General features: G+C 64.3%; 24 protein-coding genes and 1 riboswitch. Of the genes, 6 read left to right on the top strand and 18 right to left on the bottom strand.

From position 1 onward, the window contains the following. Window positions 1-11: 11 nt before the first annotated feature. The 7 genes from ACTJK4_RS10350 to ACTJK4_RS10380 all read right to left on the bottom strand — a co-directional run bounded on the left by ACTJK4_RS10350 (window position 12) and on the right by ACTJK4_RS10380 (window position 4593). Entirely contained in the window at window positions 12-482 is a 471-nt protein-coding gene (locus tag ACTJK4_RS10350; RefSeq protein ID WP_322018846.1) for a DoxX family protein, read from the bottom strand. Continuing rightward, window positions 479-1237 (bottom strand): HvfC/BufC family peptide modification chaperone, encoded by a 759-nt coding sequence (locus ACTJK4_RS10355; RefSeq protein ID WP_440817875.1) that lies wholly within the window; start codon window positions 1235-1237, stop codon window positions 479-481. The genes ACTJK4_RS10350 and ACTJK4_RS10355 overlap by 4 nt, the downstream gene beginning before the upstream one ends. Then, window positions 1224-2093: an MNIO family bufferin maturase gene (gene bufB, locus ACTJK4_RS10360; protein WP_260801627.1), complete on the bottom strand. Its 870-nt coding sequence runs from the start codon at window positions 2091-2093 to the stop codon at window positions 1224-1226. The genes ACTJK4_RS10355 and bufB overlap by 14 nt, the downstream gene beginning before the upstream one ends. Before the next feature lie 22 nt (window positions 2094-2115). After that, window positions 2116-2382, bottom strand: coding sequence for a BufA1 family periplasmic bufferin-type metallophore (locus ACTJK4_RS10365; RefSeq protein WP_260801628.1), 267 nt, complete (start codon window positions 2380-2382; stop codon window positions 2116-2118). Between the two features lie 228 nt (window positions 2383-2610). Beyond that, window positions 2611-3141 carry a DNA-binding protein gene (locus ACTJK4_RS10370; RefSeq protein WP_414562097.1) on the bottom strand — a complete coding sequence of 177 codons (531 nt, stop codon included), beginning with the start codon at window positions 3139-3141 and terminating at the stop codon, window positions 2611-2613. Between the two features lie 123 nt (window positions 3142-3264). Next, window positions 3265-3534, bottom strand: a complete 270-nt coding sequence (locus ACTJK4_RS10375; protein ID WP_232039663.1) for an H-NS family nucleoid-associated regulatory protein — start codon at window positions 3532-3534, stop codon at window positions 3265-3267. Window positions 3535-3690: 156 nt separating this feature from the next. After that, complete coding sequence (locus tag ACTJK4_RS10380) at window positions 3691-4593, bottom strand: DMT family transporter (RefSeq protein ID WP_440817876.1); 903 nt, start codon at window positions 4591-4593, stop codon at window positions 3691-3693. Window positions 4594-4725: 132 nt separating this feature from the next. On the opposite strand from ACTJK4_RS10380, the gene ACTJK4_RS10385 reads away from it, so the two are divergent. Continuing rightward, window positions 4726-5178, top strand: coding sequence for an Lrp/AsnC family transcriptional regulator (locus ACTJK4_RS10385; protein WP_433867962.1), 453 nt, complete (start codon window positions 4726-4728; stop codon window positions 5176-5178). A gap of 11 nt (window positions 5179-5189) precedes the next feature. On the opposite strand, the gene ACTJK4_RS10390 is transcribed toward ACTJK4_RS10385, so the two are convergent. Beyond that, window positions 5190-6368 carry a cystathionine beta-lyase gene (locus ACTJK4_RS10390; protein WP_440817877.1) on the bottom strand — a complete coding sequence of 393 codons (1179 nt, stop codon included), beginning with the start codon at window positions 6366-6368 and terminating at the stop codon, window positions 5190-5192. Window positions 6369-6493: 125 nt separating this feature from the next. On the opposite strand from ACTJK4_RS10390, the gene ACTJK4_RS10395 reads away from it, so the two are divergent. Both ACTJK4_RS10395 and ggt read left to right on the top strand, forming a co-directional pair. Next, window positions 6494-6970, top strand: coding sequence for an Lrp/AsnC family transcriptional regulator (locus ACTJK4_RS10395; protein WP_232039659.1), 477 nt, complete (start codon window positions 6494-6496; stop codon window positions 6968-6970). Between the two features lie 144 nt (window positions 6971-7114). Further along, entirely contained in the window at window positions 7115-8845 is a 1731-nt protein-coding gene (gene ggt / locus ACTJK4_RS10400; protein ID WP_316870900.1) for a gamma-glutamyltransferase, read from the top strand. Between the two features lie 77 nt (window positions 8846-8922). Here the strand turns inward: ggt and ACTJK4_RS10405 are convergent, their stop codons facing one another. The 5 genes from ACTJK4_RS10405 to ACTJK4_RS10425 form a co-directional block, all read right to left on the bottom strand. Beyond that, on the bottom strand, window positions 8923-9999 hold the full coding sequence (locus ACTJK4_RS10405; protein WP_232039657.1) for a 4-hydroxyphenylpyruvate dioxygenase family protein: 1077 nt from the start codon (window positions 9997-9999) through the stop codon (window positions 8923-8925). A gap of 83 nt (window positions 10000-10082) precedes the next feature. After that, window positions 10083-11273, bottom strand: a complete 1191-nt coding sequence (locus ACTJK4_RS10410; RefSeq protein ID WP_232039656.1) for an MFS transporter — start codon at window positions 11271-11273, stop codon at window positions 10083-10085. Window positions 11274-11277: 4 nt separating this feature from the next. Continuing rightward, complete coding sequence (locus tag ACTJK4_RS10415; RefSeq protein ID WP_440077271.1) at window positions 11278-12111, bottom strand: shikimate dehydrogenase family protein; 834 nt, start codon at window positions 12109-12111, stop codon at window positions 11278-11280. Between the two features lie 18 nt (window positions 12112-12129). Then, window positions 12130-13515, bottom strand: a complete 1386-nt coding sequence (locus tag ACTJK4_RS10420; protein ID WP_440077270.1) for an MFS transporter — start codon at window positions 13513-13515, stop codon at window positions 12130-12132. A 230-nt stretch (window positions 13516-13745) separates the two neighbouring features. Further along, a complete protein-coding gene (locus ACTJK4_RS10425; protein ID WP_009240699.1) occupies window positions 13746-14513 on the bottom strand; it encodes an IclR family transcriptional regulator domain-containing protein in 768 nt (255 codons plus the stop codon). A 131-nt stretch (window positions 14514-14644) separates the two neighbouring features. Between ACTJK4_RS10425 and ACTJK4_RS10430 the strand changes: the two genes are divergently transcribed. Beyond that, entirely contained in the window at window positions 14645-16528 is a 1884-nt protein-coding gene (locus ACTJK4_RS10430; protein ID WP_440817878.1) for a bifunctional sugar phosphate isomerase/epimerase/4-hydroxyphenylpyruvate dioxygenase family protein, read from the top strand. Between the two features lie 125 nt (window positions 16529-16653). After that, a complete protein-coding gene (locus tag ACTJK4_RS10435) occupies window positions 16654-17718 on the top strand; it encodes a porin (RefSeq protein WP_440077269.1) in 1065 nt (354 codons plus the stop codon). Between the two features lie 67 nt (window positions 17719-17785). Here the strand turns inward: ACTJK4_RS10435 and ACTJK4_RS10440 are convergent, their stop codons facing one another. The 3 genes from ACTJK4_RS10440 to ACTJK4_RS10450 form a co-directional block, all read right to left on the bottom strand. Further along, window positions 17786-19039, bottom strand: coding sequence for a D-amino acid dehydrogenase (locus ACTJK4_RS10440; protein ID WP_440817879.1), 1254 nt, complete (start codon window positions 19037-19039; stop codon window positions 17786-17788). A gap of 145 nt (window positions 19040-19184) precedes the next feature. Beyond that, window positions 19185-19290, bottom strand: a riboswitch (glycine riboswitch). A gap of 64 nt (window positions 19291-19354) precedes the next feature. Next, window positions 19355-20146 (bottom strand): ethanolamine ammonia-lyase subunit EutC, encoded by a 792-nt coding sequence (gene eutC / locus ACTJK4_RS10445; RefSeq protein ID WP_440077268.1) that lies wholly within the window; start codon window positions 20144-20146, stop codon window positions 19355-19357. A 20-nt stretch (window positions 20147-20166) separates the two neighbouring features. Further along, window positions 20167-21549, bottom strand: coding sequence for an ethanolamine ammonia-lyase subunit EutB (locus ACTJK4_RS10450; protein ID WP_433867969.1), 1383 nt, complete (start codon window positions 21547-21549; stop codon window positions 20167-20169). A 124-nt stretch (window positions 21550-21673) separates the two neighbouring features. Here ACTJK4_RS10450 and chrA point away from each other — a divergent pair, with 124 nt between their 5' ends. Beyond that, complete coding sequence (gene chrA / locus ACTJK4_RS10455; protein ID WP_316870911.1) at window positions 21674-22909, top strand: chromate efflux transporter; 1236 nt, start codon at window positions 21674-21676, stop codon at window positions 22907-22909. A gap of 49 nt (window positions 22910-22958) precedes the next feature. On the opposite strand, the gene dbpA is transcribed toward chrA, so the two are convergent. Next, window positions 22959-24356: an ATP-dependent RNA helicase DbpA gene (dbpA, locus tag ACTJK4_RS10460; RefSeq protein ID WP_433867971.1), complete on the bottom strand. Its 1398-nt coding sequence runs from the start codon at window positions 24354-24356 to the stop codon at window positions 22959-22961. Window positions 24357-24370: 14 nt separating this feature from the next. Further along, the gene (locus ACTJK4_RS10465) at window positions 24371-24556 is read right to left on the bottom strand and encodes a hypothetical protein (protein WP_232039646.1); all 186 of its coding nucleotides are present in this window, start codon (window positions 24554-24556) and stop codon (window positions 24371-24373) included. Window positions 24557-24699 lie beyond the last annotated feature (143 nt).

Below are 24699 nucleotides of genomic sequence, written 5' to 3' on the forward strand. Positions count from 1 at the left end.
GCGCATTCTGCTTAACGCGTGCGGCGCTCCCATAGGGTCTGCGCCGCCAGCCAACCCGGCCCCACCGTCGCCACAAGCGCAATCAGCACGCCCCACACAAAATGAAACTCGATGGCCGATGCCGACAGATTGGCCCAGTAGGATATTGCCGCCACCACGTTGACGAAGAACAGCCCCGCCGCTGCGAGCCGCGGCACGATGCCGGCCAGCATCAACGAGGGAAAGACCAGTTCGCCAAACGTGCCGAGCGCGGCAGCCAGGGCGGGCGGCAGCAGCGGCACCTTGTATTCCTCGGTGAAGAGCAGCACGGTTGTGTCCCAGTCGTGCAGCTTGGTCAGGCCCGAGCGGAAGAACACGTAGAACAGATATGCCCGCGCGATCAACAGGATGAGCGAGCAGAGCGCGCTTTGCGGCCCGGCGAACCGGTCAAGCGAAGCGCGGATGCGCGTAAGCGGGGCAAAGGTCGTGGCGAGGGTGTTCATGGCGTGTCTCCAGTAGGCGGAGTTGTTGGGCGTGCAGACAGGGCGAGCAGCCCCGAGCGATAGAGGCCAGACAGGCATGCGGTCAAATCAAAATCCGGTCGCGCAGCCAGCGAGGTTTCGAGCGCGGTCTGAAGCGACGGCGTCGCGCCACAAGCTGCGAGGAACGTGGCTGTGGGGGCATCCAGATCGAGCACAGCAACGCGATGCCCGCGTACGGCAATCGCTGCGGCTTCGCCCACACCCAGGTCGATTTCGTTGAGTGAGATGGTTGCGCCGGGCTGGTGTGCGCGCCAGATCGAAACGATGGGCCATGGCGAAGCCACCCACTGCGCCCCCTCGGCCAATCCCGCGCGAATGTTGTCCGCAGGCTGCGCGAGCAGCGTGGCGTCCGTTGTTTCAACGTGCGCGTCGGGAGCGTAATGCGCCCAGTGCACGCACCATTCGAGCCGCGCTACGTCAGCCAGATACGGCACGCTGTGCGCCAATGGCGATTGCGCAATGACTTCGGGCAGCGCATTTCCATAGCGATGCAGATTCGGCGATGCAGACGCCTGCACTGCTAGCGTGTCGCGGACCAGCGCGTCAAAGCAGTCGTCACCGACGAGCGCCCGGCAGACGGGATACGTCCCCGCAAGCGCACTACGCAGAATGGCCAGACGCGCGTTGCGGTAGATGGCAATACCGCGCGCCTCTTCGTGGCCTGCAGGGTTGGTCAGTGCGCCAATCAGGTGGGCTTCCCAGTCAGGCAGTCGCATGGCGTGGCTCCTGCATGGGTGCATTGGCGTGGCGATCGAGCGTTGCCTGGGCGCGTGCCGCTTCGTCCAGCAACACGTGCACGGGAGGCAGTTCGGCATCCCATTCGATCAGCGTCGGGCGTGCGCCGTGCTTGGCGATCCATGCGTCGTACAGCGCCCATACGGGTGCATGGACCGGCGCACTGTGCGTGTCGATCAGCATGCCGTCTTCCTCGCTGAAGCCAGCCAGGTGAATCTCGCCGACCAGCAGAGGGTCGATATCGGCGAGTACCGATTCGACGGTCACGCCATGGTTGATGCTGTTCACGTACAGGTTGTTCAGGTCGAGCAAGATGCCGCAGCCCGTGCGCCGGGCGAGGGCGGTCAGGAATGCGCCTTCGGCGACGGCCTCGTCGGCGTCGACCAGCGCACGGCAGTCGATGTACGCGGCAATGTTCTCAATCAGCAGCGGCCGCTTGAGGATGTCCTGTGCACGCATGACGTTGGCGCAGACGACATCCAGCGATTCGCGAGAATAGGGCAGCGGCAGCAGATCGTTGACGACCTGCGCACCGCTGCGGTTGAAGCACAGGTGCTCGGAAATGGCGGCGGGCGCCACGGCATCGGCCAGCGTGGCGATGGCGCGTACGTGTTCGACGTCCAGCCCATCCGCATTGCCAAGCCCCATGCCGACGCCGTGCAGGCTCACCGGCTGGTGCGCTCGGGCGGCCAGCAGCGCCGCGCGGGCGGGGCCGCCATACAGATAGTTCTCGCTGTGCACTTCCACCCAGGGGAAGCGGGCCTCCCCGTGTAGCAGGGCAGGAAAGTGCGGCGCGCGCAGGCCTGCGCCGGCGCAGGTTGGCAGAGCGGTCTGCATGGCGGTCACCCGGCGTTGCGCGTTACTTGGACGGGGCCTGCATCATGCCGCCCATCTGGGCGCAGGTGCCGGCCGGCACGTACTTCCACGAGGTCGGATCCTTGTCGATCTTTGACTGGCCGGCGCAGGCATGCGCACTGCCGGGGCTGGCGCAATCGTTCTGGCCGGCCTTGGCAACGCCGTAGCACTTTTCCTTGCCGGCGGCATCGGCGGCTTGCACCGGTGTCGACAGTGCGCCCAGTGCGAGCAGGCTACCCAGAGCGGCGGCGATCATGGCGTGTTGTTTCATTTGTGTTCTCCTTGAGTGAGCAGGTGTCGTTGAACGGCGGACAGGGTGAAATCCCTTGCCGTACGGTCCACTGCGGCATCGCGCAGATGTGTTCCGTGCACCTTCGTCGGCGCATGGACGCGTTCCTGACACGGAGAACAGAAATTTTTTTATTTCTTTTTTCGGCGCAGCAAGCAGCCATAAAAAAGGCGACCCCGATGGGTCGCCTTCAGGCTGAACAGGAAAGATTTACCTGGCGTGCGCAGCGCGTGTGCGAGCCGCTTTTTTGGCGGCAGCGGATCGGCCGGCCGCACCCTTGGTGGCGGCGCCCTTCTTGGCCGCCGCCGAGCGCTCGCTGCTCGACCGCTTCGAAGCCGCGCTGTGCGCCTGCTTGGACAGCGACGACTTGGAAGCCGCCGAATGGCCTTCCTTCTTCAGCGTGCGTGTTGTGGTTTTGCTGCGCTTGGCCGTGGATTCCTTGCTCGCACTGGCGTGGCTGCTTTTCTTGCCACCAGCCTTGCTGCCGGCCTTGACGTCATGCTCCGCCTTCTTGCGCGTGGCGGCCGACGCCTTGCCTTCCCCCGGCGGCTTGACGGCAACGCCGGAGCGGCGTGCCTTCGATAGGCCGATCGCGATGGCCTGCTTGGTGTTTTTCGCACCGTGCTTGCCTTCGCGGATGTGATCCATCTCTTCCTTCACGAAGTTGCCTGCCTGGGTCGAGGCGGCCTTGCCGTGGCGCTTGTCGGCGCGTGCACGTTCTACGGTTTTGCGTTCCGGCATGATGACGTCCTCCGTTGGGTTGGAGCGCCAGCCGGCAATGCAGTGGATCAACGCACAGAGCAACGAACCGGCAGCGCTGACGCCAACAGACCACGCAACCGGCGTACCTGCACTAACTGCGCGTCAGCCCACGCGGAAATGCTCGATGCTCTGTCCGGCGTTGACGGCGCGTTGCAGCCAGTCTGGCATGTCGCCGGAGCCGTCCCAGTGTTGACCGTCGGCGCTCATGTAGACGGGGCCGATGGGAGCGGCTGGTGCGGGCGGCGGCGGTGGCGCGTCAAAGCAGCCATGTGCCTGCAAATCGTCGACAGACAGGTCGTACGTCTGCATTTGTTCCAGGATCCAGGCGATCGCGGCTTCGCGACCCGGCTCCGGCGGGTGACCTTCCTTCATCTTGTACGTATGTTTGGGGTTTCTGTCCGCTGGCTGCCAAGGGGGGAGAGAGGCAGGCGCAGGGCGCGCCGGGCGCCAGCGGAAAACGCACAAGAATAACAGCAGTTGGGCCGCCCATTCGTGTTGCGAATGCGGGGGGCTATTGCGCGTATTGCGTTATTTGGAAACCGGTGATTCGGCCCGTGCCCGCAACCAGCGATACGGCGACCACCCGAGGTTCATGCCCGCCGCCGCCAGCAGGATCGCCCCCGCACCCAGAAACTGCGCCAGTTGAAGGCGATGCCCGAACGCAACGATGTCCACCACGATGGCAACAATCGGATAGATGAACGACAACGACCCGGTCAGATGCGTCGGCAGCCGCTGGATGGCGCCATAGAGCAGGATGTACATCAACCCCGTGTGCACCACGCCCACCGTGACCAGCATCACCCACGTATGCGCATCGGCCGGCGGATGCCCCAGGTTGGCCAGCGGCGCCAGCATCAGCACGCCCACGCACACCTGGATGAGCGCGATCAGATGCGGCGGCGTACCGGCCAGCTTCTTGATCAGAAGCGCGGCCACCGCATAGGCAAACGCCGCGCCCAGCGCCATCGCAATGCCCGCCAGGTAGTCGGTTCCGACGCTGGCTGCAGGCCCCACCTGCACAATCAGCACGACGCCGATAAAGGCGATGGCCAGCCAAGTGAGCTTGGCCGCCGTGAGCTTTTCCGACAAAAACAGCGCCCCAAGCCCGACCAGCATGAACGGCTGCGTGTTGTAGACCGCCGTGGCAATCGAGATGGATGCGCGCGGATATGCCGCGAACAGCAGCAGCCAATTGATGACGATGGCCACGCCGCCCAGCGCGGCAATGCCGGCACGCCGCCATGTGATGGCGCCGCGCAGCAGCCCCAGGCCGGCGCAAACCCCCAGCAGCGTCAGCGCGCCGAACACGCAGCGCCAGAACACAACGTCGGCCACCGGCTGGCCCGAGCGGACAACGAACCAGCCGATCGTTCCGGAAATGACCATGGCGGTGGTCATCTCGACCGTGCCGCGCGTCTTATCGTTCATGCGAACCACCTTGAGCGTTGGATGCAAGAAGGATCGCATGCGGGTGGCCTGACTTCCATTGCTTTTCTAAGGCAAAATTGGCGTTCTTTCTAATTAAGTAAGGCGAAATGCCAAATTGACGATGGAGATGCAATGACCATGATTGACGCACTGGATCAACGCATTCTTGACGTCCTGCTGACCGATTCCCGCATCTCGCTCAAGCAGTTGGCCGAACAGGTGGGACTGTCGTCCCCCAGCGTGTCGGAGCGCCTGCGCCGGCTGGAAGAGCGTGGCGTGATCCGGCATTACACCGTCGACATTGACCCCGCCGCGCTCGGCTATACGCTGCAGGCCATCGTGCGCGTGCGGCCCATGCCGGGCAAGCTGCATATCGTGCAGAAGCTGATCGAAGAGATTCCCGAGATTGGCGAATGCGACAAGGTGACGGGCGAGGACTGCTTCATCGCACGACTGTATGTGCGCTCGATCGATCAGCTCGACCAGATTCTCGATCGCGTGGCGTATCACGCTGAAACCAACACCGCCATCGTCAAGACGCAACCGGTTAAGCGGCGTGCGCCGCCGTTTGCACAGGCTGGCTGAGGTGCCGGCGGCTATGCGACAACAGCGGGCTCCTGGATGGCTGCGCGCGCCATGGCTTGCCGCAGATCGGCAATCAGGTCTTCCGGCGCCTCCAGCCCGACATTGAGCCGCACCAGGCGGCCGCGATAGTGGCGGTTCGGCCGCGCCAGATCCGGATATGGCATCACCAGGCTGCTCGTGCCGCCCCAGCTCATGCCGATCCGGAACATGCGCAGCGCATCGATGAATGCGTTGACTCGTTCGGCCGAGACGCTTTCCTGAAACACCACCGAAAACACGCTGGTTGCGCCGGTAAAGTCGCGCTTCCAGAGTTCATGACCGGGGCATGACGGCAGCGCCGGATGCAGCACGGTGGCAATGCAATCCTGCAGATGCAGCCACCGCGCCACCGCCATGGTGGAAGCCTGCAGACGCTCCAGCCGCAGCCCCAGCGTTTGCAGGCCACGCAGCGCCAGGCTGCAATCGTCGGGCGAGGCGCCCATGCCGAGATCGGCAAACGCGCTGCCCACACGCTCGAACATCGCTTCCGAGTTGACCGAGACCGAGCCGAGCAACAGGTCGCTGTGGCCACCCACGTACTTCGTCAGCGCCTGCATGCTGATATCCACGCCGTGTGCAAAGGCGTCGAAATACACGCCGGCCGTGTACGTGTTGTCCAGCGCCACCGGCACGCTGCGCGCATGCGCCGCTGCCACGATGGCCGGCACGTCCTGCACTTCCATCGTGACCGAGCCGGGGCTTTCAGTCCAAACCAGTGCGGTGTTCGAACGGATGAGTCCGGCGATGCCCGCGCCGATGAGCGGGTCGTAGGTTTCGACTTCGATGCCCATGCGTTTGAGCAGGCCGTCGGCCATGCTGCGGTTGGGCCCGTACGCGCTGAACGGCACCAGCGCATGGCTGCCCGCGCCGCAGCAGGCCAGGTAGACGAGCGCGATGGCAGCCTGCCCGCCGGGCACGATAAAGCTGTGGCGGGCGCGCTCCAGTTGCGCAATCCGCGCGCCGAGTTCAATGGCGGTCGGTGTGCCATAGAGGCCGTAGGTATAGCCGTGCTGCGCATGGCGCCAGTCGTCGACGACCTGCGCTGCGTTGTCGAACAGCACGGTTGAACCACGGTAGACCGGGGTCACCAATGACCGAAAACCGCCAGGGGCAAGCGCTTCCGGGTTGACGAGCTGGGATTGCCAATGCATGGGATGGCCTTCTGCGAACACATGGACCACGAAATCCTATGTCACGTCAGCCGAGCAATTTCAGCTATTCTGCCCAGCCAGACGCAAAAATTTCTCGCTCCGCATCCGCTCGCTCCGCATCCGTTATGGCCGCACAGAAGTCGCTCGAACTCGACGCATTCGACATTGCCATCCTCAACACCGTGCAGCGGTGCTACACCACGCCCCTGCGCGTGATCGGAGAGCAGGTCAATCTATCGACCGCCGCCGTGCAACGGCGCATCAAGCGGATGGAGGAAGCGGGCGTCATCGTCGGCAACGTGGCCGTGGTGGACCCGGAGCATGTGGGCAAACCCATCACCGTGATCGTCGAGGTGCATGCCGAGCGTACCAATACCGCGGCAATGGCTGCGCTCAAGAAGGCGCTCTCCGGCCCCGAGGTGCAGCAGTGCTACTACGTGACGGGCGAGGCCGATTTCGTCCTCATCCTGAACGTGGCCACGATGACGGAGTACGAAGCCCTCGCGCGCCGCCTGTTCGACGACAACGACAACATCAAGTGGTACCGCACGGCCGTGGTGCTCAACCGCGTGAAGGTTGGGCTCGAAGTGCCGCTGGGCTAGCGATGCATGCCGTTCAACGGCCTGCGCAATGCGTCAATACGGGGATGAGGCTATAGTGCCCCAGCGCGCCGCCTGATAAGGTTTGCGCGCCATAACACGTACGCTGGCACGACCGGCGTCCTTGAAGGTACCAAAGGAGCTCCTATGCAGAATCCAAGAACAGGCATGCGGTGGATCGCCGCCGCAATCGCCTCGATCAGCATCACGACCGTCGCACACGCGGCATCCGTCGCCCCCGTGGCCGCAGAAAACGGCATGGTCGTTGCGGCGCAGCATCTGGCCAGCAAGGTCGGTGTGGAAGTGCTCAAGCGCGGCGGCAATGCTGTCGACGCAGCAGTTGCCGTGGGTTACGCGCTGGCCGTGGTCTATCCGGCCGCCGGCAACCTGGGTGGCGGTGGTTTCATGACCATTCAACTGGCGGACGGCCGCAAGACCTTCCTCGACTTCCGTGAAGTCGCACCGAAGGGTGCCACGGCCAACATGTACCTCGACAAGGACGGCAACGTCATCAAGGGCGCGTCCACCAAGGGCCACTTGGCCGTGGGTGTGCCGGGCACCGTGTCGGGCATGGAGTACGCGCGCCAGAAGTACGGCACCATGCAACGCGCTGCACTGATCGCGCCGGCCATTGCGCTGGCCGACAAGGGCTTCGTCCTCGACCAGGGCGACGTCGACATGCTGCACACGTCGACCAAGGACTTCCAGGAGGACGCCGCATCGGGCGCGATCTTCCTGAACAAGGGGCAGCCGTTCCAGGTGGGCGAGAAGCTCGTCCAGCATGACTTGGCCAAGACGCTGCGCGAGATCAGCAACAAGGGCACCGACGGCTTCTACAAGGGCTGGGTTGGGCAGGCCATTGCTGCATCGAGCAAGGCCGGTGGTGGCCTGATCACGCAAGACGATCTCGTCAGCTACAAGACGCGCGAGCTGGCGCCGGTGGAGTGCGACTACCGTGGCTATCACGTGGTGTCGGCACCGCCCCCGAGCTCGGGCGGCGTGATCATCTGCGAAATGCTGAACATCCTGGAAGGCTATCCACTCAAGGAGCTGGGCTGGCATTCCGCGCAGGCCACGCACTACCAGATCGAAGCCATGCGCCACGCCTATGTGGACCGCAACAGCTACCTGGGCGACCCGGACTTCGTGAAGAACCCGCTGGACCGCCTGCTGAGCAAGGACTACGCAGCCAAGATCCGTGCTGTGATCGACCCGAAGAAGGCTGGCGTGTCGAAGGACATCAAGCCGGGCGTCGAGCCGCATGAAGGCAGCAACACGACGCACTACTCGATTGCCGACAAGTACGGCAACGCGGTGTCGGTCACGTACACACTCAACGACTGGTTTGGTGCGAAGGTGACGGCCGCCAAGACGGGCGTGGTCCTGAATGATGAAATGGACGACTTCACGGCCAAGGTCGGCGTGCCGAACCTGTACGGCCTGGTGCAGGGCGAGGCCAACTCGATCGCCCCGGGCAAGCGTCCGCTGTCGTCGATGAGCCCGACCATCGTTACCAAGGATGGCAAGCCTGTCATGGTGGTGGGTACGCCCGGCGGCAGCCGCATCATCACCGCCGTCATGCTGACCATGATCAACGCGATCGACTACGGCATGAACGTGCAGGAAGCTGTCGACATGCCGCGCTTCCATCAGCAATGGCTGCCGGACGTGACCAACGTCGAGCCGTATGCCCTGTCGGAAGATACGCGCAAGATCCTGACGTCGATGGGCCACAACCTGGGTGCGCCGCAGCCGGCCAACCACCTGGCGGCGATCATCGTCGGGGCGCCGTCGCTGGGTGGCAAGCCGGTCGGCAACAACCGCTTCTATGGCGCGAATGATCCGCGTCGCAATACGGGGTTGGCAGCCGGTTACTGATTGGCATTGCAGCTTCGCAGTACGAAAAGAAAGCCCGCCGAAACCTGGCGGGCTTTTCCTTTGCAACGCTTTCCGGGTCAGGTCGCGGCAGCAGTCAACACCGGCAGATTGCCCTCGCCAAAGCCGTGGTGCCCGCGCCGCTGCACGATCTCGAAGAAGATCTCGCCTGGATGGCGCTTGATGAAGGTTTGCAGGAACAGTTTCGGCTCACCGTCGACGATCTCCCCGTCGACCAGGATGCCGTATCGGCGCAAGGCTTCCAGGTCCAAGCCGTGGCCGGGCAAGCGCGCGTCGACAGTGTCGTAGTAGTGCGCCGGGGGCTCGACGAAAGTGAGGCCGTTGGCGGCCAGAGCGCTTGCTGTGCGCAGGATGTCGTCGGTGGCCAGCGCGATGTGCTGCACACCTTCGCCGGGGTGGTCGGGCAGGTAGGCATGCATGAGGTGCGCGCGGTGCGTGCCTTCTTCATAGAGCGGAATCCGGATCGTGCCGCACGACGACACCATCACGCGCGAATCTGCCGCGACGTGCCAGTTAGCGTGCAGCTCGTGGATCTCGCGAAAGCCGAGCTGGTTGCGGTAGAAATCGATCCAATCCTGCAGGCGGCCGGGGCCGACGGTTTGCGTCAGGTGGTCGACGCGTGCCAGCCCCACGCCGGCGTGGTGCCAGTCCTCATGCGCGGTCGCTGTGTCCAGCGGCCGGAAGTCGATGTCGTAGATGGAGATGTCGCCCAGGCCGCCCCGGGCACCGTGCTTGCCGCGCCAGCGGTCGACAAAATACAGGTGCGTATCGCCCACGCCCTGGATGGCCGGGATCACCAGTTCGCTTGGGCCGATCGGCTCGGCTTCGGCCGGCCATGCGCCCAGTTCAACGGCACGATCGTAGGCGTGCTGCGCATCGTCGACGCGGATGCCGATGGCGCAGATGCCCACGCCATATTCCTCGGCCCAGCGGTGCGCGAAGGAATCGGCTTCGGCGTTGACGAGGAAGTTCATGTCGCCTTGCCGATACAGCGTGACGTCCTTGCTCACATGCCGCGCGATGGCCTTGAAGCCCAGCGATGCGAACACCTGGCCGAGCGCTGCCGGCGCTTGCGTGGCGAACTCGATGAACTCCAAGCCGGCGGTCTTGAAAGGCAGGTCGGCGTTGCGGCTCATGGTCAAACTCCTGTGGCTGAAGCAAAGAATGCGGACACCGCATTGTGTACCACCGGCGTGGCAATGCGCATCCCCAGCCGTTGCTATGCGGCAGCCCTTTGTGGATCCGGCTGGCTCTGTAGCTTCGGTAGCCACAGGAAAGCGATGGACGCCAGTACGGCGCCGGCAAGCATCATCGGCACCACCATGGGCCAGGCACCCAGGCTGTGCGATCTGTCGTCAAAGGCGGCCGCGGTCTGGCCCAGGCAGAAGGCCGCCAGCATCATGATGAAGCCGGACCATGACACCGCGCGCCCTGCAAGATGCGGCAGCTCGCCCACCGCGCCCGCCTGGCCGCAAGGCTGGTGGATACCGTGGCCCATGCAATAGATGCCGTGCCCCAGCAGCAGCGGCCACGCTTGCCCGGGAAGCAGCCAGCAGCCCAATCCCTGGATGCAGGCGCCTAGCAGGCTGAGCGTTGCGCCTTGCTGCACCGTCCGCACGAGGCTCTGGCGGCGCAGCAGGCGCCGGCAGCCGGTCGTGCTCACGATATAGACGAGCGAGCCGCCGGCCGGTATCCAGCCATACAGCTCGGGGGACAGGCCGAGGTATGCGATGTAGACCATCGGCGAGAGCAGCAGGAAGCAGAAGATGCCGGCGTAGGTGGTGGCTGCCAGCAACCCCCAGACGCGAAAGTCCGCACTCGCGAAGATCTCGCGCACGCTGCCCGCCTGGGCGTGCGTTTCTTGTCGGGTTTCGGAAAAGCCATACCAGCACATCGCCCACAGCACGATTGCATAGAAGCTCATGCCCGCCAGCACCCAGCGCCAGCCTGCGTGTTGCGCGACAAAGGCACCGAGAATCGGTGCCATCAACGCTACGAAACCCAGCCCCGTGAGGCCACGCGCCATGACGTGTGGACCATCGCGTGCCGGGTGCAGGTCGCGTACCGCAGCGCGTGCGCACACCAGGATGGCGGCCATCGAGAAACCTTGGAGGGCCCGTGCGGCGGTCAGCATGGAAGCGGTTATTGCCAGGGCGCCAGCCAGTGCAGCCACGGCATAGCACGCGAGCCCGATCAGCAGCACCTGGCGGCGGCCAAAGCGATCGGCCAGGCTGCCCATCGGCAGTTGACCAATGCCAAAGGCCAGCGCGAAGACCGTGAGGCTCGTGCTTGCCGATCCCAGCGTCTGGGCAATGGCGGGCAGGGCGGGGAGGTAACTGTCGGTTGCAACCGGCTGTGCCGACAGCAAGAGCGGCAGAAGCAGGGCAAAACTCAGAGGGCGACGCGTCATCAGCTCAGTATGCAATGGCTGCGCTGCGCCGCAGCTCATCTGCGGTGGCCGTGCCGAAGCCGAAGAACTCCAGGTACGCGGGAATCATCTCGAACAGCATGTCGGTGCCGACCTGGACATCACAGCCCTTGTCGAGCGCCGCGCGCAACAGCGGCGTGTACTCGGATTTCATCACTACCTCGCCGACAAAGCAGCTCGGTGCGATGCGTGCCACGTCGAAGGGCAGCGGATCGTCTTCCTTCATGCCCACCGGCGTGGCGTTGACGACCACATCGAAGCCGTCCGGATCATTCGACCCGGTGCGCACCACCAGCGCGGGGTAGTGCTCGCGCAGACGTCGGCCCAGCGATTCAGCCGATTCTGTGCGCGTGTCATACAGGGCCAGCTCGCCGACACCCGCAGCCGCCAGCGACGCGGCAATCGCCGAGCCGACACCGCCGGCCCCCGACAGCAGCACGCGCGCCCCTTCCAGTTTGCGCCCCTTGCGCAGCACGCCGCGCACGAATCCGGCACCGTCGAACTGGTCGCCCAGCAACGTGCCGTCATCGCGCTTGAGCACGGCATTGCAGGCGCCTGCGATGCGCACGGCCGGCGTAACTTCATCGACCAGTTCCACCGTGGTGACCTTGTGCGGCATGGTGATGAGGGCGCCACGCAGGTTGGTGAAGCGGCAGATCGAGTGGAAGCTCTGCGCATAATCCTCTGCCTTCACCCCCATGGGCACCACAACGGCGTCGATGCCTTTTTGCTCGAACCAGGGGTTGTAGATCATCGGCGACTTGAAGGTCTCGGTCGGGTAGCCGATGTGGGCGATGAGGGTGGTTTTTCCAGAAATCATGGTTCAGGCGTGCGTATTTCAGGCGACCAAGGCTCCGGCCCGCTGGCGGGCATATTCGGCCTTGTCGACGGGTTGGGCGGCTGGCTGGCCCAGGTCGTCCATATGGATGCGATACGTCTCGCGTGCGGTCATGGCGGCCACGGCGGCAATCACGGTTACGCCAAAGGCAATCGCGCCCACGGTCAGCCAGATGTTGGTGGCTCCCGGCGGCGCCACGGCGGTGAAGAGGGCCGGCAGCATGGCCGTGACAGCCGTGCCGACGTTCTGCGAAATCGCCATGGCCGACACACGGGTGCGCGTCGGGAACAACTCCGGATAGAAGCTCGGGAACACCGCGTTGTAGCCTTGGTAGACCACGCCCCACATCAGAATCGAGATGACGAAGGCCAGCGGCACATTCTTGATGCTGATGGCGTACAGGTAGGCAAACGCGAGCAGGCCAGCGAGCAGCGAACCGATCACGATTGGCGGCTTGCGGCCGATGCGGTCGGACAGGTCGCCAACATACGGAATGACCAGCACCGCAACGATGTTGCCCACCACCGGAATCCACAGGTAGATGTCTTTGGCGAAGCCGATGCCGTAAGCGGGCTGCACGGCATAGGCCGCGCCGAAGATGGTCGCCACCACCGGAATCACGTTCATCAGCGCCATGCAGACCACGCGCAACATGTCGGGCGTGCTGTATTTGAAGGCGTCGATCACGGGGGAGCGAGGGCGACCTTGCTGCTGTTGCTCAGCGGTAAACGCGGGGGTTTCGTGCACTTCGCGGCGGATGACATAGCCGGCGATGATGACGACGAAGCTCAGCACGAACGGAATGCGCCAACCCCACGAGTTGAACTGTTCTGCGGGCATGTAGTGTGCCAGCGGCAGGAATACGGCCGCGGCCAGGATCTGCCCGGCCTGCACGCCTTGCAGCGTGAAACTTGCAAAGAACCCGCGCCGGCCAAACGGTGCGTGCTCCAGAATCATCGAGCTGGCGCCCGAAATTTCACCGGCCACGGCAAACCCCTGGATCAGCCGCATGATGACCAGCAGTGTCGGCGCCCACAGGCCAACCTGGTCGTACGTGGGCAGCAGGCCCACGGCAATGGTCGAAAAACCCATCAGGAACATGCACCAGAGCAGCACGTTCTTGCGCCCGTGCGTGTCGCCCATGTGGCCGAGCACGAACGCGCCGATCGGTCGCGCGATATAGCCCACGCCGTACGTCGCCAGCGAGGCGATGATGGCCGTCTTCGGATCGCCCTTGGGGAAGAAGATCTGCGGAAAGATCAGCGCCGCTGCGGTGGCGTAGATGAAGAAGTCGTAGTACTCGAGCGCCGAGCCGATCCAGCCGCTGGCGGCGGCTTTCTTCGACTGGTGCTTGCCCAGGGGTTCATGGGCAGGGGCTGCGGTCATGGTTGTCTCCGGTTTTATCTGTGCGGCCTATCGGGCGATTCGTTCGATGAAGGGCCGTCTGTACACGCAACGCAGCGTAGTCCGCCGCCGGGGCGGGGCACAAGCGATGGCCGAGTGAATTCGTTCGATAATCGCACAATGTGGTGCGAATAACGTACGACTCAAGGGTTTTTCCGAGTCCGTAGGTGTGTCAAAGAACAGGGCTTGGCGGGCCGGAAATCCGCCGCGACCTAAAGCACACGCATGATCGACAGCGCAGTGTCCTGAAGCACCTGCAACACGCGCTGCAAGGCGTGCTCGGTAGTTTCTTCACCGACTTGCATGTTCACGCTCAGCGCGGCAATCACGTTGCCATGCCGATCGCGCAATGGCACCGCCACACCACGCACGCCAATCTGCAATTGCTGTTCGACCACGGCGTAGTCCTGCCGGCCGGCCTTGCGGATTTCATCGAACAGGCGGTCCCGCTGCAGGATCGTGTAAGGCGTGTAGGGCGTCAGCACACAGGTTTCCAGCCACGCCTTGACCTTCTGCTCGGGTTGCGCCGCCAGCATCATCACGCCGGCCGAGGCGAGCGGCGCCGGCACACGCGCACCGAGCACGAATCCCGTGCTCATGACCCGGCTTGTGCTGGTGCGCGAAATGAAAACGAGTTCCCAATCGTCCAGCACGCTGAGGTATGCCACCTCGCCCACGGCGGCGGTCACCTGTTGCAGGAAGGGCTGCACCGTGCGCGGCAAGCGCGCCGAATCGAAGTAGGACCAGCCCACCTTCAGCACGCGCGGCGTCAGGCTGAACAGCGTGCCTTCGCTGGTGAGGTAGCCCAGGTGTTCGAGCGTGAGCAGGTAGCGGCGCGCGGCCGTGCGGGTCAGGCCCGTCAGTTCAGCGGCCTGGGTGGGCGTCAGCCGCGGGTGCTCGTGGTCGAAGGCCTCCAGGATGGCGAGCCCTTTTTCCAGCCCGGCGATCCAGTCGCGCCGGTTCAGCGGTTCCTTCGTCATGGCGATAACCCTAAAAACGAGCGATATGTGCGCACGATTGTACGATCATCGCACGTTGTTGCGCGAATGCCGCTTGTGAAGGGATGGTGCGCCCACCTACGCTGCGGGCATCGTCAGACCAACGCATTGCCATGAATTCGCTACGCGCAGGGCGCCATCCCAAATGCATCGCCACCGTGTGCCTGTCCGGCACGTTGCCTGAAAAGCTGGAAGCTGCGGCCGCCGCGGGCTTCGACGGTGTCGAGATATTCGAGAACGATCTGTTGAATTTCGACGGATCGCCGGCGCGCGTGCGGCAAATGGCGGCGGAACTTGGGCTGGCGATCATGCTGTACCAGCCGTTCCGCGATTTCGAGGCAATGCCCGGCGAACTGCTCGCACGTAACCTGGCACGCGCCGAGCGTAAGTTCGACGTGATGGCCGAGTTGGGCGTCGAGACGGTACTGGTCTGCAGCAACGTGCAGGACATCGCCATCGATGATCCGGCGCGCGCGGCGGACGACCTGCGTCAGATGGCAGAAGCAGCGGCGCGGCGCGGGCTGCGCGTGGGTTATGAGGCGCTTGCCTGGGGGCGGCACACCCGGACCTGGCGCCAAGCCTGGCAGATCGTGCGGCAGGCTGACCACCCGGCGCTCGGGCTGATTCTCGACAGCTTCCATACGCTGTCGCTGGGTGACACGCTGGATGGCATTCACGACGTGCCGGCGGAGAAGCTCTTTTTTGTGCAGTTTGCGGATGCCCCGAAGTTGTCGATGGACGTGCTGTCCTGGAGTCGGCATCACCGTAACTTCCCGGGGCAGGGCGATCTGGCGGTGACGGGCTTTGCGCGAGACTTGCTTGCCGCAGGCTATGCCGGGCCGCTGTCGCTCGAAGTCTTCAATGACGAATTCCGGTCGGCGCCCGCACGGTTGACGGCGCAGGACGGCATGCGTTCGCTCCTCTGGCTGGAGTCCGAAGCTGGGGGTGCGGAACTGCCGGCGGCAGCCCGGTTTGAAGGCGTGGATTTCCTGGAGTTTGCCGTGGATGCCCCGGCAGGGCGTGAGCTTGAAACGCGCCTGCGTGCGCTGGGTTTTGCTCTTGCCGGGCACCACCGCTCCAAGGCCGTGGACCTGTATCGGCAAGGCCGCGTCAACGTGATCCTGAACATGGAGCAGGACAGCGCGGCGTCGGAGCACTTTCAGCTACACGGACCGTCTGTCTGTGCGATTGGCCTGAAGGTGGACGATGCCGAGCGCGCCATGGCACGCGCACGCGAGTTGTGCGCCCAGGAGTGGCGCGGGCCGGTGGGGCCGACTGAGCGCAGCATTCCCGCGCTGCGCGCGCCTGATGGCACGCTGCTCTATCTGATCGACGATCGCGAGGCCGATCGCAGCATCTACGAAAGCGATTTTGTGTTGCATCCTGGCGTGCAAGACGATGCAGCGGGGTGGGCATCGATTGACCATGTTGCGCAGGCGCTGCCCGCGCACCGGCTCGACAGTTTTGTGCTGTTCTACCGGGCCATCTTCGGCATGCAAGCCGAAGCCGTACAGGAGATTGCAGATCCGTACGGCCTCGTGAAAAGCCGGGCGATGGTCAGCCCGGACCGCAACGTGCGGATTCCCCTCAACGTGTCGGAAAGCGGGCGCACAGCCACGGGGAGGTTCATCGCCGCCTACGCGGGCTCGGGGGTGCATCACATTGCATTCCGCACGGAGCGGCTGTTCGAGACCATGGAGACGATCGACCGTGGCGCGGCCCGCCTGCAGCACGTGCCAGAGAACTATTACGACGATGTTGCCGCCCGGCTTGGGCTGGATGACGCGCTGCTCACCCGCCTGCACGACGACGGTCTGCTCTACGACCGCGACCCGCACGGCGATTTTCTGCACGCCTATACCGAACCCTTTCGCGACCGCTTCTTCTTCGAGCTTGTCCAGCGCAACGGCTACCTGGGCTATGGCGCTGCAAACGCTGCCGTGCGTATGGCGGTGCAGGCGCAACTGAGTCGCCAAGACCCTAACCCGGGCGGCTGAAGCCACACCACGAATCCCACGCCCGTGGCCAGTGCAGTCATGGGCGATTTCAACGTAGCAACGGCTGCGCGGGCGGCCATCGCACATCCACACCCGTCATATCGAGAAAAGGAGACAAGGGAGCCATGAACAAGACAATGATTGCCGCATTGGTGCTCGGAGCCACGAGCCTGCCAGCAGCAGCGCAAACCGCCGGCGGTGTCACGCTCTACGGACTGATCGACACCACCATCCGCTACAGCACACATGAGAACGCAGCGGGCAACCACAATCTGCAGATGACGGACGGGGTCCTGACCGGCAGCCGCTGGGGCTTGCGCGGCACCGAAGATCTGGGCGGCGGCACCAAGGCCCTGTTCATTCTTGAATCCGGTTTCTCGCCGGACACCGGAAGCAGCCAGCAGGGCGGGCGTCTGTTCGGGCGCACCGCGGTGGTTGGCCTGGAAGGCGACTACGGCAAGCTGTACCTCGGCCGCCAATACACGCTGGCGCATGAAGTGCTGTCTTCATACGAGGCGATGGCGTTCGCCAACAACTCCATCGTCGGCTACCAGGGCGGCAACTACACCGGCCTGCGTTACGACAACACGGTCAAATACATCAAGTCGTTCGGCGGGCTGCAACTGGCCGGCGCATGGACGTTTGGCGAAGCAGCGGGCAGCTTCAGCAAGAGCTCGGCGGGCGCCGGCTCGATCGTCTACAGCATGGGGCCGGCTGAAGTGGGCGCGGTGTACCAGGTCACCCACGATGTGTCATCGGCGTTCTTCGGTGCGGTGCCGGCAGCGCTGGCCAGCAAGCAGACGGTCTGGGGCTTTGGCGGCAAGCTGGATACCTCGATTGCCACGTGGTACCTCGGCTATACGAACAGCCGCCTCGACGTGGCCGACTACAAGAACCAGGCTGCCTATGTGGGCGCGAAGGTGCCGATCTCCGGCGCGCTGAGCTTCATTGGCACCGTGCAGTACGACTGGATGAAGCACCTCGATACCAGCGGCAAGCGCCTCACCACTGCCGGTATGCTCGACTACGCCTTCAGCAAGCGCACCGATGTGTATGCCGAGGTGGACTACACGCATCTGCAGGGTAGTTGGGTGGCGTTGGACAGCGCCGCCGCATTCAACAACTCCGGCAACCTGTACGGCAACAACTCGCGCCTGGGCGTGATGCTGGGCGTGCGGCACAAGTTCTGATCGCTTGGCTCGTTCTCGCAATGAAAAAGCCCGCCAGCGTCCCGGCGGGCTTTTTCGTTTGCCGCGATCAATGCAGCGGGCAATCTCGCGCGATCACGTCGCCCACCATTGCGGCGGTGGCGCCGGATAGCGTCCATCCCAGATGCCCGTGGCCCGTGTTGTAGAACACGCGCCCATGCCGCCCACGGCCGACGCGCGGCATCATGTCGGGCATCATCGGACGCAAGCCGGCCCACGGCACCACGCGCGACGTGCCAATGGCGAAGTTGCGCCGCGTCCAGGCCACCAAGGGTTCGATACGATCCGCGCGGATATCGCGGTTGTAACCGTTGAACTCGGCCGTGCCGGCCACGCGGAAGCGGCCGGTGCCAAGTCGGCTGGTCACGATCTTCGCGCTTTCATCGAGCAGGCTGACCCACGGCGCGCCTTGCACTCTGGCTTCGTCGTCCAGGTGCACCGTGATCGAATAACCCTTGACCGGATACACGTTGATGCGATCGCCCACCATTTGCGCGATATGCCGGCTGCCGACGCCCGCGCACACGACCATCGCATCGGCGGCAATGTCCTGCACGACATTCGCTTCGCTGGTGGAAAGGCGGTCATCAAGCGTGGTCTGCAGCAGGAGGCGAACGCCGCCTTCAGTGGTTTGCACATCGCGGACATCCACACCTTGCATGAAGCGCACGCCGCGCTTTTCGCACGCCTGCGCGAGACCGCGCGTGAACTTGTGGATGTCGCCGGTGGCATCGGACTCTGTGAAATAGCCGCCGTAGTAGTTGCCCCGCAGTGTGGGCTCGATGGCGGCAATGTCTTCGGGGCTCACGGCGTGGCGTTCAAGCCCGCCGGCGACAAGCAGGGCGTTGGCCTTGCCTGCTGCCGCAAAGCTCGCCTTGTCGTGATAGACGTGCAGAATGCCGCGCTTCTGTAGGTCGAAATCGATCTGCTCACGCTCAGCCATGGCAAACAGATGCTTGCGGGCCTCGATGGCCATGCGCGTGGTTTCGATGGTGTTGCGGCGGTAGTGCGCGATGCTGGCCACGAACTCGCCGATCCACGAATACTTATGCCACGACGGCTTGGGATTGAGCAGCAGCGGGGCGTCGTTGCGCAGCATCCATTTGATGCCCTTGAGCAGCGTGCCGGTGCTGTTCCAGACTTCAGCGTTGCTGGCGGAAAGCTGCCCGCCGTTGGCGAACGAGGTTTCCATGGCCGGATACAGGTGGCGGTCGAGCACCGTGACCTGATAGCCGAGTTGCGAGAGCGTGTAAGCAGTGGTGACGCCGGATATGCCGGCGCCGACGATGACGATGTGCGTCATGGCGGTCCCTATGGAGTGATGTCATGACCGGACGATCCGGTCGGCTCACCCCATCTGTCTCGGGACCTGAGAGCTTGGGCGTCAGCAGCGCTGGCGCCATCCCCTTCGGTGGGCGCGCGCGTGCACGCCTCTCTCCAGATTCGCAGTCGACGCCACAGTCCTTTTGCCTGAGAGTTTCCGGGGTGGTTGCTCCATCGGCGCCAGGCGTTGCGCGTGTGCGCGTTAAGCCCGGTCTCTCCTGCGGCGTGTTGCAGCTGTCGTTGGTGCGTCAGCCGCGCCTGCGTGCTGCCGGTGTGGGCAGCGGGAGGGAGTGTGTCACGGGTTGTGACGTTCGGCAAGTCGGGCTGTACCCGGGGCAGCGGCTGGGGTGTCGTCCTTCAGGTCCACGCCGCTGCGGCCGAGCGCCAGTGCGCCGTTGAGCAGGAACACCAGCCGGCTCGCTGCCTGGTCATAGGTCAGGCCTGCCGGCCGTACATTCGAGATGCAATTGCGCTGCGCATCGGAGCACCCAACGCGCGGTGCGTAGGTCAGGTAAATGCCCAGGCTGTCTGGCGAACTCAGCCCCGGCCGCTCACCGATCAGCATCACGACCTGCCGCGCGCCAAGCAACGCACCGATCTCGTCCCCCAGCGCAACACGGGACTGCCTGGCGATCACGACGGGGCCGATCGACCAGTCGCGCGGCAGACGATCGCGCACGCAGCACAGGAGCGGCACGCCGTGGCTTTGCGCCGCCAATGCGGAGAGCCCATCGGCAATCACGAAAACAACGTCGAATGGCTGCGCTTGCCGCAACGCGCCAACTCTTGCGTGGCTCGCATCGTCAAGCCGGCGGCCAAGATCGGGACGGCGCAGGTACTGGGCGCGGTCAGCCGCCGCGCTGTGTACGTTCAATGCGGTGAAGCCTGCCTGCCCAAGCGCGGACGACAACGCGGTGCTATCGAGCGGCAAATGCACGGCATCGCGCGCCTGGGCATGCGCCACGCCAAACGCGAGCACGGCGTCGGTCGTCTGGCTGTTGCCGGCGCGACCCAACGCAATACGAGCGTCGGTAAATGCGCGCAGATGCGTCCACGGATTCGGCTGAACGAGGGGGTGTTTCGGCATGTTCGGCTTCCCGGCGGGATTTACAGCGCGTGGGCCAACTGCAGCAGCGGTTGCCGCGCCGTGGCGTCTTGCAGGCGGCCGGCCGCATCGACGATGCCCATGCTTTGCAGCCACGCCTCGAACTCCGGTGCAGGCCGCAGGCCGAGCGTGTCGCGCAGATAAAGGGCGTCGTGAAACGACGTGCTCTGGTAGTTCAGCATGATGTCGTCAGCGCCCGGCACCCCCATGATGAAATGGATGCCCGCCACGCCAAAGAGCGTCAGCAGCGTATCCATGTCGTCCTGATCGGCTTCGGCATGGTTGGTGTAGCAGACGTCGCAGCCCATCGGCAGGCCCATCAGCTTGCCGCAGAAGTGGTCTTCCAATCCGGCACGGATGATCTGCTTGCCGTCATAGAGATACTCCGGCCCGATAAAGCCGACGACCGTATTCACCAGCAAAGGCGAAAACGCCCGCGCCACCGCATAGGCACGCGCCTCCATGGTTTGCTGATCGACGCCGTGGTGCGCATTGGCCGACAACGCGCTTCCCTGGCCGGTCTCGAAATACATCACGTTGTTGCCAACCGTGCCGCGCGCCAGGCCCTGCGCGGCGTCATGCGCCTCGGCCAGCAAGGCCAGGCTGATGCCGAACCCTGCGTTGGCCTGTTCACTGCCCGCAACCGACTGGAACACCAAGTCCACCGGCGCGCCTTGGTCAATAGCGCGCACGGTGTTCGTCACGTGGGTCAGCACGCACGACTGCGTAGGAATGGCGTAGCGGTTGCGCAGTTCATCCACCAATTGCAGCAGCGAAACGATGGCGCCGAGATTGTCGCCGGCAGGGTTGATGCCGATGGTCGCGTCACCACAGCCGTACAGCAGGCCATCGATGATCGACGCAGCAATACCTTTGGGGTCGTCAGTCGGGTGGTTTGGCTGCAGCCGGACTGACAACCGGCCCGGCAAACCGATGGTGTTGCGAAAGCGCGTGACCACGCGGCACTTGCGGGCCACGGAAATCAGATCCTGATTGCGCATCAGCTTGCTGACCGCGGCGGCCATTTCCGGCGTGATGCCGGCGGAGACGCTCGCCAATGTCGCGCTGTCGGTCTCGTGCAGGAGCAGCCAGTTGCGAAATTCGCCCACAGTGAGCGAGGCGATCGGCTGGAAGGCCTGTGCGTCGTGGCGATCGAGAATCAAGCGCGTGACCTCGTCGTCTTCATACGGCACCAGCGCTTCGTTGAGGAAGACTGACAGCGGCACGTCTGCCAGCGCCATGCGCGCGGCCATGCGCTCGCCTTCGCTGGCGGCGGCCAGGCCCGCAAGATAGTCGCCGGAGCGCGCCGGGCTGGCCTTGGCCAGCAGCGTCTTGAGATCGTTGAACACATGGCGCTGTGCGCCAATGGTCTGAGCAAAGTGCATGATGGGATACGCGGCAGGGTCCAATGACGGTGACGGCGATGCCTATGCTGCCACTTTAGTTGCCTTCCATGCCACGGCGGCAATGTTCTAATACGCGTGTCTCAAACGTCGATCTCGCCAGCCAATGACCGCATCCGCCACACCGTCCCGCACACATCAAGCGGGCTCTGCCATGGAAGTGCTGGCGGTCTTTCTCAAGCTGGGCCTGACGAGTTTTGGCGGTCCCGTCGCGCATATCGGCTACTTCCGCCGCGAGTTCGTGGAGCGCCGCCGCTGGCTGGACGACGCAACATTCACCGACCTCGTCGGGCTGTGCCAGTTTCTGCCGGGGCCTGCCAGCAGCCAGGTGGGGTTTTCTGTCGGGCTGCTTCGGGCCGGATGGCGCGGCGGTTTGGCAGCCTGGTGCGGCTTTACGCTGCCTTCGGTTGTGCTGTTGCTGGCTTTTGCGATGGTCGCGCCGGGCCTGGGCGGCCCCGTCGGAAATGGCCTGATCCACGGTTTGAAGCTGGTGGCCGTTGCGGTGGTGGCGCAGGCCGTGTGGGACATGGCGCGCAAGCTGTGTCCCGACTGGCAGCGCGCCAGCATCGCCTTAATCAGCATCGCCGTGCTCAGCGCGTTGACGACCGTTTACGCGCAACTGACCGTGATCGTGATTGGCGCTGTGTTGGGACTGGTGTTGTGCCGATCGTCCAGCCCGGCGCGTGGTGGCCCGATCGCAGGGCGGGGCGGCGCATTCCGCGTGTCTCACTTGGCCAGCGTCGTGAGCCTCGTGCTGTTTTGCGCGCTGCTGTTCGGGCTTCCCGTTGTGGCGGACCTTCATCCGTGGATGCCCGCGAAGGTGTTCGACGCGTTCTATCGTTCCGGCGCGTTGGTGTTTGGAGGCGGGCATGTCGTGCTCCCGCTGCTGGAGCAGCAGACGGTTGCCCCCGGTTGGGTCGCGTCGAACGATTTCTTGGCCGGCTACGGTGCCGCGCAAGCCGTGCCCGGACCGCTATTTACCTTCGCAGCATTCCTGGGCTGGACCATCGGCCCAGGGCTCAATCACTGGGCCGGGGCTGCGCTTGCTACGGTGGGCATTTTTCTGCCGGGACTGCTGTTGGTCATCGCGGCATTGCCTTACTGGCAGGCGTTGCGCGCCCGTCCGTCCATGGCGGCGCTGCTGGCGGGTGTGAATGCCGCAGTGGTGGGATTGCTGGCGTTTGCCCTTTACACACCGGTCTGGACGAGCGCCGTGCGGTCATGGCTCGATTTTGCTGTTGCAGCGATTGCGTTTCTGCTGCTGACGCGATGGAAAACGCCACCGCTGATTGTGGTGGCGTTGTGTGCGGCGGCGGGTGTTGCCGCTGCCATGCTGGGTTGAGTCGCGCGCACCCGGCGAGCCGCAACCCGTGGCTGCGCAGGGCAGGGCGTCACTCTTCCATCAGCCGAACCCTGACCTTCTTTCCCTTCACCGTCCCGGCATTGAGCTTGCGCAGCGCCTCGCGCGCGATGCCGCGCTCGACTGCGACGTAGGTCGAGAATTCGGTCACGTTGATCTTGCCGATCTGGTCGCCGCGAAAGCCGGCATCGCCCGTCAACGCGCCGAGCACATCGCCGGGGCGGATCTTCTCCTTGCGTCCGCCGAGAATCTGCAGCGTTTCCATGGGCGGCAGCAGCGGTGCATCGTTGCCGGTATCCAGCTCGTCGAGCTTGTGCCATTCGACCTCGCGGCCCATCGCCTCTTCGATATTGCCGACGCGCCCCATCTCGTCCATGCTCGCGAGGCTCAACGCCCAGCCGTTCTCATCGGCGCGGCCTGTGCGGCCAATGCGGTGCACATGCACTTCGGGATCGGGCGTCACGTCAACGTTGATCACCGCTTCCAGTTGGGCGATATCGAGCCCGCGCGCGGCAACGTCGGTCGCCACCAGCACCGAGCAACTGCGGTTCGCGAACTGGATCAACACCTGATCGCGCTCGCGTTGTTCGAGTTCGCCGTGCAGCGCCAGTGCGTGAATGCCCTGCGCGCGCAACACGTCGAGCAGGTCGCGGCATTGCTGCTTCGTGTTGCAGAACGCGAGCGTGCTGACCGGCCGATAGTGCTTGAGCAGCAGCCCGACCGCATGCAGCCGCTGGCTGTCGGTCACCTCGTAGAAGCGCTGGCGAATCTTGCTGTCGTCGTGGCGCTCTTCGAGCTTCACTTCCTTCGGGTTGCGCAGAATCCGCTGGCTCAGCTTCGCAATGCCTTCCGGGTACGTTGCCGAGAACAGCAGCGTCTGACGATCAGGCGGACACTGGCGCACGACCGTCGCGATGTCATCGAAGAAACCCATGTCGAGCATGCGGTCTGCTTCATCGAGCACGAGCGTTTTCAATGCGCCGAGCGCGAGATTGCCGCGCTCCAGATGGTCCATGATGCGGCCCGGCGTGCCGACGATGACATGTGCGCCATGCTCGAGGCTGGCTGCCTGCGGGCGCATCGGCGTGCCGCCGCAGAGCGTGAGCACCTTTACGTTTTCTTCGGCGCGGGCCAGGCGGCGGATCTCCTGCGCAACCTGGTCGGCAAGTTCGCGCGTGGGGCAGAGCACCATCGCCTGCACGTCGAAGTTGCGCGCGTCGAGCCGTGCGAGCAGGGCCAGCGCAAACGCTGCGGTTTTGCCGCTGCCCGTCTTTGCCTGCGCGATCAGGTCGTGCCCCGCAAGCGCGATGGGCAGGCTTGCAGCCTGGATCGGCGTCATGTCGGTGTAGCCGAGCTGCGCAAGGTTCGCGAGCACAGCCGGGGCGAGCGCTAGAGTGGTGAAGGGCGTGGCGGTTGGTTCGATGGTCATGTCGTTGCGTTGGATCACGTGAGCGGCTTGCCTTCGATTTGCTTGTAGATGACCCGGCCGTCTTTGGTTTCGACGCGTTTGAGATAGTTGCGCGCGCCGCATAGCGCACAGCGGAACAGCGGTCCTTGGCCCTCATCCTTGATGACGACGTCGGACAGCTCCCACTGCGTGCCGCAGCTCTGGTTGATGCAAGTGAACACGGTTTTCTCTAAATGGATTGTTCGTTGCGCCTCGATAACGAGGCTGGTAGACCGGCAGCGTGAATGCGCCGACGCAAATCTAGATGGATACCTCAATCGCAAATGGCTTTGCCGCGCCATTCGCGGACATTGCGCAGCCCGAG

Origin of the sequence: Ralstonia sp. 22111 (genome assembly GCF_052045895.1) — a bacterium.
In the GTDB taxonomy this organism is placed as follows: Bacteria; Pseudomonadota; Gammaproteobacteria; order Burkholderiales; family Burkholderiaceae; genus Ralstonia; species Ralstonia wenshanensis.

Bases quoted from the DNA above. Each gene is read 5' to 3' on its own strand.
- ACTJK4_RS10390 (WP_440817877.1), bottom strand. From the start codon at position 6,368: ATGCATTGGCAATCCCAGCTCGTCAACCCGGAAGCGCTTGCCCCTGGC.
- ACTJK4_RS10420 (WP_440077270.1), bottom strand. From the start codon at position 13,515: ATGACCGCAGCCCCTGCCCATGAACCCCTGGGCAAGCACCAGTCGAAG.
- ACTJK4_RS10425 (WP_009240699.1), bottom strand. From the start codon at position 14,513: ATGACGAAGGAACCGCTGAACCGGCGCGACTGGATCGCCGGGCTGGAA.
- ACTJK4_RS10355 (WP_440817875.1), bottom strand. From the start codon at position 1,237: ATGCGACTGCCTGACTGGGAAGCCCACCTGATTGGCGCACTGACCAAC.
- ACTJK4_RS10415 (WP_440077271.1), bottom strand. From the start codon at position 12,111: ATGATTTCTGGAAAAACCACCCTCATCGCCCACATCGGCTACCCGACC.
- ACTJK4_RS10395 (WP_232039659.1), top strand. From the start codon at position 6,494: ATGGCCGCACAGAAGTCGCTCGAACTCGACGCATTCGACATTGCCATC.
- ACTJK4_RS10380 (WP_440817876.1), bottom strand. From the start codon at position 4,593: ATGAACGATAAGACGCGCGGCACGGTCGAGATGACCACCGCCATGGTC.
- ggt (WP_316870900.1), top strand. From the start codon at position 7,115: ATGCAGAATCCAAGAACAGGCATGCGGTGGATCGCCGCCGCAATCGCC.
- ACTJK4_RS10370 (WP_414562097.1), bottom strand. From the start codon at position 3,141: ATGCCGGAACGCAAAACCGTAGAACGTGCACGCGCCGACAAGCGCCAC.
- ACTJK4_RS10375 (WP_232039663.1), bottom strand. From the start codon at position 3,534: ATGAAGGAAGGTCACCCGCCGGAGCCGGGTCGCGAAGCCGCGATCGCC.
- chrA (WP_316870911.1), top strand. From the start codon at position 21,674: ATGACCGCATCCGCCACACCGTCCCGCACACATCAAGCGGGCTCTGCC.
- bufB (WP_260801627.1), bottom strand. From the start codon at position 2,093: ATGCAGACCGCTCTGCCAACCTGCGCCGGCGCAGGCCTGCGCGCGCCG.
- ACTJK4_RS10385 (WP_433867962.1), top strand. From the start codon at position 4,726: ATGACCATGATTGACGCACTGGATCAACGCATTCTTGACGTCCTGCTG.
- ACTJK4_RS10350 (WP_322018846.1), bottom strand. From the start codon at position 482: ATGAACACCCTCGCCACGACCTTTGCCCCGCTTACGCGCATCCGCGCT.
- ACTJK4_RS10405 (WP_232039657.1), bottom strand. From the start codon at position 9,999: ATGAGCCGCAACGCCGACCTGCCTTTCAAGACCGCCGGCTTGGAGTTC.
- ACTJK4_RS10450 (WP_433867969.1), bottom strand. From the start codon at position 21,549: ATGCACTTTGCTCAGACCATTGGCGCACAGCGCCATGTGTTCAACGAT.
- ACTJK4_RS10435 (WP_440077269.1), top strand. From the start codon at position 16,654: ATGAACAAGACAATGATTGCCGCATTGGTGCTCGGAGCCACGAGCCTG.
- ACTJK4_RS10430 (WP_440817878.1), top strand. From the start codon at position 14,645: ATGAATTCGCTACGCGCAGGGCGCCATCCCAAATGCATCGCCACCGTG.
- ACTJK4_RS10440 (WP_440817879.1), bottom strand. From the start codon at position 19,039: ATGACGCACATCGTCATCGTCGGCGCCGGCATATCCGGCGTCACCACT.
- dbpA (WP_433867971.1), bottom strand. From the start codon at position 24,356: ATGACCATCGAACCAACCGCCACGCCCTTCACCACTCTAGCGCTCGCC.
- ACTJK4_RS10365 (WP_260801628.1), bottom strand. From the start codon at position 2,382: ATGAAACAACACGCCATGATCGCCGCCGCTCTGGGTAGCCTGCTCGCA.
- eutC (WP_440077268.1), bottom strand. From the start codon at position 20,146: ATGCCGAAACACCCCCTCGTTCAGCCGAATCCGTGGACGCATCTGCGC.
- ACTJK4_RS10410 (WP_232039656.1), bottom strand. From the start codon at position 11,273: ATGACGCGTCGCCCTCTGAGTTTTGCCCTGCTTCTGCCGCTCTTGCTG.